Here is a 13,906-nt window from a genome sequence, read left to right as displayed (position 1 = left end):
TCGAGCCAGGAGATGAGACGGAATGCCCGACGGCGGTATCACCCACCGCACCGACCATCTGCCCATGCCCGACGGCGCGCGGGTCGTGACCTACAGCTGGCTGCCGGAGAACGGCGCCGTGCGCGCGATCGTCCAGATCGCCCACGGCGCCGCGGAGCACGCCCGGCGCTACGACCGGTTCGCCCGCTTCCTCGCCGCCCACGGCTATGCGGTGGTCGCCTCGGACCACCGCGGCCACGGAGCCACCGCCGATTCGACGGGCGGCTTCGGTGTCGTGGGCGAGGAGGGCGACGGCTGGCGGGCGATCGTCTCGGATCTGCGCGCCATCGGCGACCGCGCCCGGGCCGCGCACCCCCGTGCGCCCCTGGTCCTGCTCGGCCACAGCATGGGCTCGATGCTGGCCCGCGACTGCGCCCAGGAGTACGGCGAGGAGCTCGCCGGGCTGATCCTCTCCGGGACCTTCCGCTCACTGCCGGGCACCGAGACCGAGGAGGCGCTTGCGGGCATCGCCGAGGAGATCGCGGAGCGGGGCCGGAACGCGCGGTCCACCTTCACCCCGACCCTCTTCGCCTCGTTCAACGACCCGTACGAGCACATCCAGGACCGGACCGGCTTCGAGTGGCTGTCGCGCGACGCGGCGGAGGTGGCCACGTACGCGGGGGACGAGCGGTGCGGCTTCGCATTCAGCGCCGGGCTGTCCCAGGACTGGGTCCGTGGCGTCCGTAAGATCAACGACCCGCGCCACCAGGCCCGCATCCCGGCCGCGCTGCCGGTGCATGTGGCAGTGGGCACCGAGGACCCCTGCAACCAGGGGATGACGCTCGTCTACGAACTCCTGGAGGACTTCCGCTACGGCGGCACGCGCGAGCTGACCTGGAAGGGATACCAGGGAGCCCGGCACGAGATCCTGAACGAGACCAACCGGGACGAGGTCCAGCAGGACCTGCTGACCTGGCTGGAAAAACACATCTGAACCACCAGCCGCCGCGGGCCCTCACCGCAAGAAGGCGGAGATCCGCTCGCGCAACGCCCCCGGATCCAGCCCCTGCCCGGCGAGATGCTCGTCGATCGTGCCGTAGCGGCGCAGCTCGCGCCGGGGAATGCCCAGGCCGAGCACCCGATGCGGGCGATCGGCGAGCGCGTCGTTCACGGCGGTGGTCGAGGTGCCCGCGAGATACGGCTCGACCAGCACAACATCGACGCCGCCCGCCGCCGCCCCGGCGGTGGCACGCACCGCCCGCTCATCGAAGGGCCGCACAGTCGTGGCGTAGAGCACGGTGACGTCCAGCCCCTCGACGGCCGTAAGGACGCCATCGAGCATCGGACCGACCGCGATCACCACACCGCGGCGCCCCTCCCGTACGGTCAGGAAGCGGCCGGGGGTGATGTCCCGCGGGGCGGAGTTGGAGTGCGCCGACAGCCGTACGTACACCGAGTCGTCACCGGCCGCGGCCGCGTCCCGCAGCAGGGTCTCGGCCTCGTCCGGATGGCCGGGCACATGGACGGTCCAGCCGTCGAGGGTGTCCAGCAGGGCCACATCGCCGGGCGCCATATGGGTGTAGCCACCCGCCGGCCAGTCGTACGATCCGGCCGCGCTCACCAGCACCCCGCCCACGCCCTGATGCCCGAAGTCCAGCTTGACCTGCTCAAAGGGCCGCTCGATCAGAAAGCTGGCGAAGGTGTGCAGAATCGGCCGCATCCCGGTCAGAGCCAGTCCACCGCCGACGCCGATCAGCAGCTGCTCGCGGATGCCGACATTGATCACCCGGTCGGGATGCGCCCGGGCCGCGTCCGTGAAGCCGTCCTTACCGATCTCGGCCAGCACGACGGCCAGCCGGGGATCGTCGTCCAGAAGACGGGAGACGACGGAGGCGAAACGCTCACGCATGGTGTCCATGAGAACAGTCCCTCTCACACTGGAATCGCATCGGCTCTGCGCATCAGATCTACGCATCAGACCTTGGCCTCGACCCGGGCCACCACGACATGCGGCCGCCCCGGGTGCGGCGCGGTGTACGCCTCGTACAGCGCCTCATGATCACGCCCGTCCACGGTCTCCGTGGACCACCCCGCAGCCTCGAAGCGCGCGGCGATCCCCCCGGGCCGCCCATGGCTGGCGGAGGCGTTGTCGACAACGACCGCGTGCAGCCGCTCCAGCCCCATGGCCCCGGCATACGCGATCGCCTCGTGATTGCTGCCCTCGTCCAGCTCGGCATCGCCGATGAGCACCCACACCGCCGCCCCGGAGAGCCCCTGCGCCCGCAACCCGAGCACACTCCCCACAGCCAACGGCAGCCCATGCCCGAGCGACCCACTGCTGATCTCGACCCCCGGCACCAGCACCCGATCCGGATGGTGCCCCAGCGGCGAGTCATACGCCCCGAACCCCGCCAGCAGCGACTCGGGAAGGAACTCCTTGGCGGCAAGCACGGCGTAGTACGCCATCGGCCCATGCCCCTTGGACAGCAAAAACCGATCCCGCTCCGGCGCATCCACCCCCTCCGCCGAAACCCGCAGCACACGGTCGTAAAGCACCCAGACCACATCCAGCGTCGAGGTAGCAGCCGGTCCGTGCTTCTCGTCCCCGGTCATCAGACTCATCAGCCGAGGAAGATCGTCGTACCCATACCCGGTGTGAACGTCGGTGAAGGTCATGCCGCGAGCGTGCAACTTAAACCAAGCTTCAAGTCAAGCCCCCGCCGACACCACTCTCATGCCACCCCCGCTCACCACTCACCCTGGTAACAATGCGCAATGCCCCGACCTCGACAGGTGAACACCCCAGCTGGTCCCGCCGGACTCCCGATCTTCCCCCGGGGTGGCAGCGACCACCCCCTGAAGTGCGGTATTGTTCTTCATGCGCGGTCGGCGAGGGAAAGCCCAACCCGAACGAGCACCGGGACGTGGCGCAGCTTGGTAGCGCACTTGACTGGGGGTCAAGGGGTCGCAGGTTCAAATCCTGTCGTCCCGACGGTGCGAGAAAGCCCGCTGACAGGGAGAAATCCCAGGTCAGCGGGCCTTTATCAATCCGGAAGGCAGCCTCCGCTTAAGTATCCGTCAGGAGTCAGGGGACCAGCTGGGGACCACGGCAGGGAAGAAACCCCAGATCAGAGCCTTATCACTGGGGACCAAGATCATCTCGACCCAGGTGGCGATTGTCGGGTTCCTACAGTGCCCGCAAAGACGCGGCCAGTTGCTCCGAGGGGGCCGGCGCCCCGGACAGATGGGCGCTGAGGGACCGGCCCGCCTCCGCGATCGCCCGCAGATCGGGGTGGAGATACCGCTGAGTGGTCATCAGCGACCCGTGACCCGCGATGACGCGCAGCACATGCAAGGGGACTCCGGCGTCGGCCATCCAGGTCAGCCCCGTATGCCGCAGGTCGTGGCGGCGCAGATGCTCCAGACCGAGGGAGGTGACCACCTCGTCCCAGTGGGTGGCGTCCCGCAGTACCGCAGTGGAGATGCGTCCCCCGCGGGGCCCGGTGAACAGCCGCGCCTCGGGATCGCGCCCGGTGACCAGCAGGCGCTGGGAGACCAGGGGGCGCACTTCCTCGATCAGCGGGACCCGGCGGGCCATCTTGCCCTTGGTGCCCTTATCGACCAGCCCTCCAGGCGACGGAGTGGTCTGACGGCGCACGGTCCAGACCCAGTTGACCGGGTCGATGTCCTTGACCCGGATTCCGGAGACCTCACCGATGCGGGCCGCGGTGCAGGCGGCGAAGAGTACGACACTTCCCCAACCCGCGTACTGGCCATACGAGCGCTGTACCAGAGCATCGGCGAGCGTGGTCAGGGCGTCCCAGTCGGGCAGCGACAGGGTGCGAGGGTCGTCGAGCTCGTCCTCGGCTCGCTGGTATTCGGACTGCCAGCCGGATATCCGCGTGGGGTTGATCTGTATGAGACCGTCCCGCACAGCCTGCTGCATCACCCTCGCCAGCACGGCCAGGCTGTTCTTCACGGTCGAGCGCCCGACGCCGTCAGCGATCCAGCCGTACACACTGCGGTCCACCGCACCATTGCTGACCTGCGTCACCGGGATATGGCCCAAGGTGGGCACCACCCGCAGCCGCCAGCCCGCCAGGTACGGATCGCTGGTCTTGGCCTCCAGCCCGCGCATCGCCAGCTTCATGTTGGCGTTGCCGTAGGTCGCCAACGACTGGGTGGAGGTAGCCGGGTCGATACCGCGCAACGCTGCCGCAGTCAGGGCATCGATCCACGCCTGCGCCTCATCTATGGTGGCGTGGGCCTCCGAGATCGACGGGCGCTGCTTGGTGACCGGATCGGTCCACCGCACCCGGGCCCGATAGGGCAGCGGGCGTCCGGGACGGTGCTCGATATCGGGGGAGAGCGAGACGGCGATCGGCAGCCGTTCGATGTGCGGCATCAGGCGGCCTGCCCGGGAACGGTGCGCCGCTCGGCCAGCCACTGGCCCACGTCGGCGGCGCTGTAGAGGACCACGCGCCCGGAGAGCCGGACGAAGGGTGGACCCTGGACAGGGCGTGCGGTGCGCCAGCGGCGCAGGGTCGAGGCGTCGACCTTCAGAAGCCGGGCGAGTTCCTCGGTGGTGTACCACGGATCGGCTGCCGCGGCGGGCGGCGCATTGTCGGTGGTGGGGTGGAGCGGGGTGGTGCGGTGAGGCATCTACGTCCTGAGGGAAGGGGAGGGAAATGGGCGGGGACGAGCCGGCCGGGAAATACTCGGCCGATGCGCTGATCGGATTTGGACCACACACCGTGCGGTAAGACCGGCGGGAAGTCCACCCCAAATAGGGAAGTTCTCTGCCGGAGAACAGCTCCTCGAGAAAGCGCAGTAAACAGCGGACAGTGACCAGCCATCACACGTATCTCCTTCGATGCTGCTGGGACATGCACTGGCGCGCGATGCGTGACGCCCTGTTGGAAGGCAATGTGCGCCGCGACGCAGAACCCAGTGTGGTCGGAAACGCCGGTTTGGCTAACCGGCGATCCAGGTGTATGAAGCCGCGGCCTCTTCAGGAATCCGGCGGTGAGGCAAGACGAGAGCGCGCGGTCTTAGCGATATGCCGCATGGACGTTGGATGGCGCGACTATCGGGATTGCACTGGGTGGGCTTCACACCGCGTCGACCGTGCCAGGTTTTGACCGGGAGGGGCCGCCGCTGACGTGGAGTCCATCCCGCGCGGGATCAGTTGTCGCGGAAGAGACCAGCCGACGCCGTGACCTGCGATGGCTGGGCGTCGCAGGTCGTTGACCTGCATGAATGCCTTTTCTGTTGTTTCACGCTCGTACTGGCTGATGCGGCCGGAAGTCCCAGGAAAGTCCCAGAGAACTCCACGGCAGGAGTCACTCTTTCGGCTCTGTGCAGGGCATGCGCGTGCGCTGCGGGTTGGTGATCGTGGATCGACCGTCTGATCCGAATGAACGGCAACGCGCACTGCTCGAACGGCTCGCAGCCGGTGATGAGCATCCCGCAGCCTGGTCGCCGGGGGATTGGCGGTCGGCTTATGCCTTGCGTGATCGAGGGTTGTTAGGGGGGCAGTTGGAGTGGCAGGGAAGCGCTCGTGGAGGTCACCGAGGACGGCCTCTACTACCTTCGACATAGTCATCGTCCTGAGGGGTTGACGCCGGCTGAAGGGGGCGACCAGGCGGCATCCGGGGGACATGCTGGGCGCAGGCGTAGCTCCGTGCCCTACGTCGAACGGCCCGTCGCTCGTGCGCGACGAGCCAAGGTGACCGAGTTGGTCGAACGGCTTCTCACTGAGGGGGGACTGGCACCTCCGGCAAACGCATCCAGAAGGTCCGCCTCTGGGCAAGTGGGTGGAAGCTATACCTCGCAGAGGGATCACACCCCAACTCGCGGAGCCGGAAGCCGGCGGGTGACGCCTCGGTGGTTCCCACGCGGCTTACTTCTCCTCATCCACTCGTAGCCGCGCTCAGAGACATGGAGGAGCGGCTCGCGATGCCTAGGCCCGTGACCCGCCGATTGCTGATGATCACCGCACGCGTCGAGTTCCCCACCACCCGACCATGATCAACCATCCAAGACCGACGTCTCACCGCCAACCGTGCACGGGCTCGTTGAACTTGACGTTCAGCCCCGACTCATCTCGCGCTGGAGTTGAACGTCAAGATCACAGCAGGTAAGAGAAGCGCAGTGCCCCGCCCTCCTCGCGATAGCGGCCCCGGCCGCGCTTTCCGTAGGGGTTGGGGAGCATCTGGATGGCCATCTTGTGAGGGGTGAGGGCGTGTGTGACCACAAGGAGGCGCCAGCGGTCGTTGCCCGCGTGCTGGCGGGCCGCGCGGACCTCGCTCTCTCCCAGCTCGAAGCGGCCGCCTTCGCCCCCGGTCGCCTTCACCTCGTACAGGTAGGGCCGGCTGCCGGAGCCGACCCGGAAGTCGAAGCCGAGGCCGTCGTCGCCGGATGGGCCGGGGAAGGCTTTGCGGCGGTTGCTCGACACCCAGCCTGTCTCGTCCATGCGGTCCGGGTAGCGCGCACACAGCCACTGGTACGCGTACCACTCGCCCACGTACCCAATGGCCTCCCGCTGGGCCGTGGTCAGCTTGCTGTCCGTGCCGCCCCCGTACCGCCGCCCGCGCGTGCGACCGGTGGCCTGGGTACGCCCGGTCTGGGGACGGGGGTCTGTGAAGCGGAGCGGCCCGGTGGCGGTGATGCCCGGCGCCGAGCCGCTCTGCAGGACCCGGTCAAGTTCGCGAGTGAGGGCGGTGAAGTCACCTGAGTGCACGTCAAAGTCGCGGCCGCCTACGGAGATCGACCGTTGTTTGCGCTCCCGTTCACGTCGCTCGTGTTCCGCCGCGTTGCGCACCCGGCCCAGGTCGGCCTCGGACAGCCCATGCCGTTCGGGTTCCGTCGCCACCACCATCCCGTTGGGCCACTGGCCGAGGGCCGCCAGCCAGCCGACGACGTCGGCGGGGGCCAGGGGCCGGAAGTCGAGTGCGCCCACGGCCTCCAGCCGCGCGGTGACCTCCTCAGCGGGCTCGGCTGCGGTCAGGGCCGCGGGCAACGGGTGTCCGGCCGCCCTGACCAGGACCGCGAGGTCGACGGCCAAGCCGGTGATTGTACGGAGGTTCGCGCCGCGTACCTGGTCGGGGGCGGGCAGGCGTTCGCCCGACCGGGGCAACGGCACCGGGCGGCCCAGGCGCAGCGCCAGCTGCTCCTCCACGTGCGTCTTCAGGCTCCCCGTGTCGGCCGTGTCGACGGTGTACGCCCATGCCTCCGGCGCGGTGATCCAGTCCAGGGCCCGGACCGAGGGCCAGTCGGGCATCGGACGGCGCGCGTCGAAGTCATCCAGCACCGCCCAACGCAGCCGGTTGACGAGTTCCTTCTTGCGCAGGTCCAGGTAGGTGCGGAGCGCTTCCTCATGCTCGGCGGCGTGGCTGATCGGTTCCAGGGGTGGGCTCATCGCGCGCAGAGTGTCGTTCAGCTCGGCAAATCCAATGCCCAGGTCGCGCCGCAGCTCGTCCGTACCGCGGGCCGCGCGGGCTCTGGCGATGAACTCGGGTACGGAAATCGGGAGCCCGGCGGCGTACTCCTCGAGGTGAGTCTGGAACTCCCGGGTGTCGCCCGGCGGCGGCAGGAACAGGGAGTTCGCCGTCTCCGTGCCGAGCAGGTGGACGAGGAAGGGCCGGCAGCGCTCCAGGACCACGCCGATGGCCCCATCGATCCGGCGGCTCGTCTCCTCGACCTGGTGGACCGTGACTTCCAGGGCGTCGGCGAGCTCCTCCTGGCCTGGGTTGTGCAGGTCGGCGTGGCGGGAGGCGAGCTGGTGGGCGGCGAGGCGCAGCCGGTCGCCGAACTCCCGCCGTCCCAGCAGCTCGGCGAGCGCCACCATGATGCGGGTGGCCTCGGGCCAGCCCGGCTCGCCTGCCGGGGCGAGGACGAGCGGATGCTTCGGATCGGGCAGCGGCAGTACTCCGCCGAGGCGGCCCGGCAACGTCACGGGCCGGCCGTCGAGCGCGATGTCCCAGGAGCGGTAGCGGTGCAGACGTACGCTCCGGACCAGGGACGTCAGCTCGCTCAGCTCGGCCTCGCTCGCCCGGGGGCCGCGTGCCAGGTGGTCGGAGAGGACGCTCACGGCCAGCGTGAGCCAGGGCAGTTGTTGGACCAGTGGCTCTCCCCTGGCCGCGGGGTCCACCCGTGCGCCGTCCACGGTCACCGTGAACGTCAGATCCTCGGTGTGCCGGACAGTGGTGGGGTGTTCGGCCGCCAGCAGCTCGGCGGCCTCCGCCGAGACACCGGGAAGGGTGAGCAGGGGGCGCGCCATCTCCCGTATCAGCAGGGGCGTCAGGCTGTCGCGTTCACCGCTGACGTAGAGCACGGTTCCGGCACCACCATCGCTATCGCTCTCCCCGCCGTCCAGGGCGGACAGCGGTACGCTGATCAGCCGGTCCCCGGACTCAGCGAGCAGACTGGCGCCTTCGGGCAGTGCGGGACGGGGCCGCCGTACGAGGTGCCTCCAAGCGCGTTCGTTGGCGCGCTGCGCGGCGGGCCGGTCCTCGGCCCCCAGCGCGCCCTCCGCCGCAAGCCGTCCCAGTGCGGCGATGAGGCGGTCGCTGTCCCGCGGGTCGTCCCAGGTCGGCAGCCGCATCTCCCGCAGGCGGTCGCCCGCTTCCCCGCGTTCCAGAAGGTGGCGCAGCCGATGGTCGACGGTCGGCGCGTACGAGGGCTCCTCCTCCAGCCCGGGCGGGCAGTGCCAGGCGTCGGCCGGCCGGACGAACCGGACTGCCCGGTCGCGGCCCCGCACCGGGAGCCACGGCTGCTCCCGGACGAAGGCGCCGAGCGGGGTCGGGACCCGTTCCCTGTCCGGGGAATTCTGGCTGCCGGCACTGGTCCAGACGCTGGCGAACCTCGCGTCCTCCCAGCTGGCCAGGCCGTGCAGGACAAGCCGTGCGTACGCCAGCCGGGCCTCCTGCCCGAGGCGTCCGACGACGTCCTGGCCGGGGAGCCGCCAGGCCGGGGTTCCCCGGTACGGCGTCCGAGGGTAGTAGACACCGGGCCAGTGGACGTACGGCTCCCACTGCTCCTGCACCTCGGCAGACACCTTCGCCATGCGGACCAGCTGCCGAGCGGTGAGCTCCCGGCCTTGGTCTACCCGGCTCAAGGCGTCGGAGGACCTGACCGGGACCAGCCCGTCGGTCACCCCGGCCTCCAGCAAGAACGCCCGCCACTCCTCGGTCTCGCCCCGCTTGGCAAATTCCTCGGGCGCGGCAAGGAGGCGTCCAGCGATCGCCTTGAGGCTCTTCGACACGTCTTGCCCAGCGGCGACCACCGCCGCTAGGTCCTCACCGACGGACGCGCGGCCCCAGCCCCGGCCGAAGGCGGCGCCGCTCGCCCTGATCAGCCGACCGTCCGCCGACGGTACGTACAGTCCGAGTGAGGAGATCTCCGTCCCGCCCAGCGAACGCCGCGGCTGCCACAGCCGGAAGACGAACCGCAGGGTCTGGAGCCGCAACCGGAGATCGGTGCTCGCGCTGAGCGCCTGCCGTACGTGGTCCAGTAAGCCCCTCGTGTCGTACGGCCGGACGAGCCCCTCCTGCTCGAGGAAGGCGCGGGCGGCCCGCCCGCGCGTACGCTCGCCGCGGTCCTTCCAGACCAGCCCCGGGTGCAAGGAGAACAACCGCTTGCCGAGCAGGGCGGGGACGGACGGGGCCTCGGTCTGGTTCGCCTCCGTACGCACCGGCTGGAAGAACGCCTCACGGCGGAGACCCTGACCGCTCGGCTTGTCCTGTGTACGCGTGCTTGTGACCGTACCCGCCCTGCCGAGGGGACGGTTGGTGTGCCGCAGTGTGCAGTCCTCCGCGAGCAGCAACTGCCTGCCGTGCAGGACGTGCCCGTCGTCCTCGAAGAGGGCAGCCAGATCCTCGTACAGCGCGCTCCACTGCTCGGGGGACTCACTGGAGCGGGGGAGGGGAAGGCTCCCGACGATCCGTTCCACATACTCGGCGAGGATCTCCGGGCCCGGCTCCCACGGGCACGCGAGGGCCTTGCACAGGGTGGCCAGCCGCTTCAGCCGGTCGCCGCCGATCCCGGGGTCCGCCACCACGATCCCGGCCTCGTGCGCGCGGTGTGCCGTGAGTACGGTCAGGTCGAGGTCCGGCCACAGGACCGCGCCCTGGGGCGGGGCCCAGCCCGCCTCCTGCGGGGCGCCGTCCGCGGTGAGGACGGGAACGAGCGGTACGTCGGCGAGTTCGCTCCCGTGCACGCGCAGGGCCGCCGCGCGGAGCCGCCCCGCCGAGCCCTTCTCACTCTCCCAGCTCACCAGGTCCACGGCCAGCTGCCGCATGGAGGGCTCGGGCACGGTACGCAGTACCGCGGCGGCCGCCAGACACGTCTCGGCGACCACGTCGAGCAGCAGCACGTTGAGGGGGTTGTCGGAGGGAAGCCCGGTGCGGTCGAACTTGGTGAAGAACGGGGCGTTCACGTGCCCCGGGAACGGCGCGGCCTGGTCCTCGGCCATGGGCAGGAAGGTGTAGACCTGCCCGCGTCGCGGTCGGCGCGGGGCGGGCAGCGGGAGCGCGACCTCGACGACGGCGGACCGCTTCCACTCCTGCCACGTGTCGTCGAGGAGCTCGGAACCCACGGCCTCGGCGAGCGTGCTGTTCAGCCGTTCCTTCTCCACGGTGCCCCGGGCTACGAGAAAGGTGCCGGACGGCCCCAGGTCCACGGTCGCGCAGGAGACTGGGAGCCCGCGCCCGGCGCCGTCCTGCGCCACCGCGAAGCGCTCCTCGTAGCGGGTAAGCTCGTGCCGCTCGTGCGCCTCGTGGCGGTCGTCCAACTCGCCCGCCTCGCCACCGGCGGCCCGCCGTTCCAGCGTCAGGCCAGCGAGCCGGTCGAGGAACAGCATCACGGGTACCTTCGCCTCCGCGAGCTCGCGCATCCGCAGCCGGACCTCGGCCCGGGCGGCCTCGCTCAGCAAGGGCAGCCGGACGATGGTTACGTACGCTTGGGCGGCGAGCTGCCGACAGGTCGCGGGCACATCGTCCAGCGGCAGGGGTGCCTGGAGCGGCGGATACTTGGCGGCCACCTCGTGGGCGTTGTCCTCACCGGCGAGGAACTCCTCCACGTCGTCCTTCTGCGCGAAGCGGAAGCAATACCCGTCCATTTCCGGGCCGAGCGGGCTGACGGGGTCTGCGCTGTAGATCTCGGGCGCGTCGCTGATCAGCAGGATGCTGCGGAACCCGACGCCCTTGTTCCCGATGCCCTCTCCGACCTCCTTCGAGCTCCGCGCGAGCTCGCAGACCCGCTCGACGTCCCGCCAGGTGAAGGGCGTGCCACCGTTGGCGACGTACAACGTCCCCCACTCGCCCTCCGCCTCATCCAGCAGGACGTGGACCCGTCCGTCGCGGCGGTTCCTCGGATGCGCGTCGTAGCCGTTCTGCAGCAACTCGAAGAGCGAGCGGCCGGCGTACTCCCGCGCGCTCGCGTACGACACGGCGTTCACCTGCCGTGCCATGCGCAGGACTTGCTCCGACCGGGCCCCCTCCAGCACGGACCGGCCGTACTCCCGCAGCTGCTCGGCCCGGGCGTTCCTTGCCATGGTCCTCCCCTCACCTCAGCGTGGTGAGGACGGTATCCCGCCGCACTGACATCAGAGGGGGCGAGGACCACCGTGTGGAGCGCGGTTCGGAGTTGAGCTTGACGTTTTGGTCCGCCGTCGAACGGGCTCGAATTTGTTCAGTGTTTCCCCGGCCTCACGGCGTGTCCGTGAGGCCGGGGCCTGATCCTGCGAGGAGAGGCTGGCGCGGCGCGTGGAGGCCAGATCGTGGAACGGGTTGAGCACGGGGTTCAACGGGACGGGTTCGCAGCGGTGACGGCATTCCGGACCGAGTTGTACTCCTGCCTGCTTTCGCGCGGCGATGCCCTGTTCGAGCTGTGCGACGCGTCGCTGTGCACGGACGGTCCGGTCCGCACGCTCATGGACTGGCTCTCGCCCCCGAGCACCGGCGTGGACACAGTGCCCTCTGCTCCCGGCTGGACCAGGGCCGGATCGATGTCGCTCGGCTGCGTCGGGCTCTGGTCGGGGTGCCGTTGCCCCGGGCAGTCGACGGGCCGCCTGCCGCACCTTCGGCCGGGCCCTAGCTAGCCACGGAGAGCACGTCTGCTGGCCTACCTGGGTGTGCCGATTCAGCTTCGCCGTGCCGCGTCCGCTTTCCGCACCATCTTCGCCGCGTGGTCAGCCGAGTCGGCCAAGTTCCGGAGTGCGCGGGAGGCCCGGCTGAGGAACTCCACAATGTGGTCGGCGAGGGGGGCGTGCTTGGCGCTGGTGCGGAAGGTGGTGCTCTGGGCCACGGTCGGCTCCTAGGGAAGGGGTGCTGGGTGTGCTGCGCCCATTGTGGCACCAGGGACTGACATGTCAGATGGAAACACGACACCTCCCACCCGAACTGGGCAGGGGGCCCTGGCGCCAGGTGACGCAGCGAGGGGCGGTCAGCGGTGGCCGATAGATCACGCCTCATGCTTCCTGCGGCACGAGAAGTGCTCGGGCAGCCCTTCGGGTCCTGGAAGGCTTGCGGGCTGACCGCAGCCGAAGCGGCAGAGCGGGATCGCTTGACCCGACGCGTCGACCGGAACCCTGGCGGCCTCGGTTTCCCGGGGGCGGGACTCAAGGACGATCGCGCGGCTGCCACGTCTCTGCTTCGGTTCAGCCCGCACCTCCGAAGTCGGACGGTCCTCGGTGCACCTATCGCGCCGGTCCCCCCGTCGTACGGATGGCTGGCGCTCCTTGTTATCCAGGGCGGGCCCGTTCGCCTCGAGGTACTGCTGCCACTGCTGTGCGGGGAGCCAACCGTGGTGGCCGCCCCGCTGGAACGGGATCCGCTCACCGGCCGCAGCTTCCACGATGAACCGGGTGAGGGTCAGGCCGCCTTCCCCTGTGAAGGTGCTCGACTGATGGGCGGGCATGAGGACGCGGTGCCACCCACCGCAGTACCCGGAGTCGGTGGGATTCTCCGGGTCGTAGGGCTTCTCCGGGCACCGGGTGAGCGCGCCGTTTTGGCTGCACTGGCCCTCCTCCAGGACGAAGTTGCCGTCCTGGACCGCGATGGGGTTCTTCTGCACGCGAATGACGGAGGCCGGCAGGTCGGGCGTGCGGACGTAAGGGACGGTGCCGATGCCTGCGTGGTCGGGGTCGGCGAAGTCCCAGACCGACTGAATACCGCCGCGGCGCCGGAACCCCTCGCGTGCACGCATTCCGCGGGTTGTCTGGGCGCTCAGCTGAGGCTCGTAGCCCAGGACGATGCCGTTGGCGCCGTTGATGCGTACATCGAGGCGCGCGTGCCCGTCTGCGGTGTGCGATTCGATGTCGGCGTGGAAGCCGTGATCTTCGGAGTCCTTCGCGACGCGTTCCTTGCGGGCTAGGTGCTCGTCGGACTCGTGGCTGATGGGCTTCTCCCCGGGTTTCCGGTAGTGGGAGGCAAGCCATACGCCGTCACGCTGGACGAGGTACATGGGGACGCGTCGGCCGCGGAGGTCCCGGCAGTCGGGGCAGATGAGCCCGCGCTTTTCGACGGGGACACGTCCGCGCATGCGTAAGAGCACGTTCAGGAGGTCTTGGCCTTGCGGGACGCCGAGGTCGGGGCGGTCCAGGTCGAGGTTGCGGCGGTCCGCACAGCTCGCAGCGCTTCCTCCGGATCTTCTTCGCTCGTAGCTCCAAGGGGTCCGACGACGTCTTGGAGTCGGCCCCCTGGCTACTCCCTACTGGTGTTCGACTCGCTGATTGAATGGATCGGCCCGGCGGGCGCCCTGACGGTTCGCTGCTCGCCTCGCGTCCTTGCCCTTTCGAAGGCGGCGACTCTGCTCCGCTGGGACGAGGGCACTCTTCGCCGAACAGAATGTTCGGACCGGACCGAGCGACATGACGATTTGCCGTTAGGTCCGAGACCACGGCCTGCCCGCGGCCGAGCGCGAACAT

Annotated in this window: 8 protein-coding genes, 1 tRNA gene and 1 pseudogene; 3 read left to right on the top strand and 7 right to left on the bottom strand. The window is 69.7% G+C overall.

Features of this window, described 5'->3' with window-relative positions:
* Positions 1 to 22 precede the first annotated feature (22 nt).
* Entirely contained in the window at positions 23 to 973 is a 951-nt protein-coding gene (locus ACJX2R_RS13230) for an alpha/beta fold hydrolase (RefSeq protein ID WP_413100293.1), read from the top strand.
* Between the two features lie 21 nt (positions 974 to 994).
* On the opposite strand, the gene ACJX2R_RS13225 is transcribed toward ACJX2R_RS13230, so the two are convergent.
* On the bottom strand, positions 995 to 1,897 hold the full coding sequence (locus ACJX2R_RS13225) for a transketolase family protein (protein ID WP_413100292.1): 903 nt from the start codon (positions 1,895 to 1,897) through the stop codon (positions 995 to 997).
* A gap of 56 nt (positions 1,898 to 1,953) precedes the next feature.
* On the bottom strand, positions 1,954 to 2,655 hold the full coding sequence (locus ACJX2R_RS13220; protein ID WP_413100291.1) for a transketolase: 702 nt from the start codon (positions 2,653 to 2,655) through the stop codon (positions 1,954 to 1,956).
* 242 nt (positions 2,656 to 2,897) lie between these two features.
* Here ACJX2R_RS13220 and ACJX2R_RS13215 point away from each other — a divergent pair.
* Positions 2,898 to 2,971, top strand: a tRNA-Pro gene (locus tag ACJX2R_RS13215).
* Between the two features lie 195 nt (positions 2,972 to 3,166).
* On the opposite strand, the gene ACJX2R_RS13210 is transcribed toward ACJX2R_RS13215, so the two are convergent.
* The 3 genes from ACJX2R_RS13210 to ACJX2R_RS13200 all read right to left on the bottom strand — a co-directional run bounded on the left by ACJX2R_RS13210 (position 3,167) and on the right by ACJX2R_RS13200 (position 11,533).
* Complete coding sequence (locus ACJX2R_RS13210; RefSeq protein ID WP_413100290.1) at positions 3,167 to 4,384, bottom strand: tyrosine-type recombinase/integrase; 1,218 nt, start codon at positions 4,382 to 4,384, stop codon at positions 3,167 to 3,169.
* Positions 4,384 to 4,641 carry a helix-turn-helix transcriptional regulator gene (locus tag ACJX2R_RS13205; RefSeq protein ID WP_413100289.1) on the bottom strand — a complete coding sequence of 86 codons (258 nt, stop codon included), beginning with the start codon at positions 4,639 to 4,641 and terminating at the stop codon, positions 4,384 to 4,386. The genes ACJX2R_RS13210 and ACJX2R_RS13205 overlap by 1 nt, the downstream gene beginning before the upstream one ends.
* Before the next feature lie 1,468 nt (positions 4,642 to 6,109).
* Positions 6,110 to 11,533, bottom strand: a complete 5,424-nt coding sequence (locus ACJX2R_RS13200; protein WP_413100288.1) for a sacsin N-terminal ATP-binding-like domain-containing protein — start codon at positions 11,531 to 11,533, stop codon at positions 6,110 to 6,112.
* A gap of 225 nt (positions 11,534 to 11,758) precedes the next feature.
* Between ACJX2R_RS13200 and ACJX2R_RS13195 the strand changes: the two are divergent.
* Positions 11,759 to 12,045 (top strand): annotated as a pseudogene (locus tag ACJX2R_RS13195) (transposase); the annotation flags it as partial.
* Positions 12,046 to 12,120: 75 nt separating this feature from the next.
* Here ACJX2R_RS13195 and ACJX2R_RS13190 read toward each other — a convergent pair.
* A complete protein-coding gene (locus ACJX2R_RS13190; RefSeq protein WP_413100287.1) occupies positions 12,121 to 12,285 on the bottom strand; it encodes a hypothetical protein in 165 nt (54 codons plus the stop codon).
* Between the two features lie 156 nt (positions 12,286 to 12,441).
* Positions 12,442 to 13,521 carry a hypothetical protein gene (locus tag ACJX2R_RS13185; RefSeq protein WP_413100286.1) on the bottom strand — a complete coding sequence of 360 codons (1,080 nt, stop codon included), beginning with the start codon at positions 13,519 to 13,521 and terminating at the stop codon, positions 12,442 to 12,444.
* Positions 13,522 to 13,906: the final 385 nt, after the last annotated feature.

Source organism: Streptomyces sp. Inha503, assembly GCF_047215865.1.
In the GTDB taxonomy this organism is placed as follows: Bacteria; Actinomycetota; Actinomycetes; order Streptomycetales; family Streptomycetaceae; genus Streptomyces; species Streptomyces lycopersici.
The sequence above is the reverse complement of the archived record's forward strand: the minus strand, read 5'-3'. Positions and strand labels throughout refer to the sequence as shown.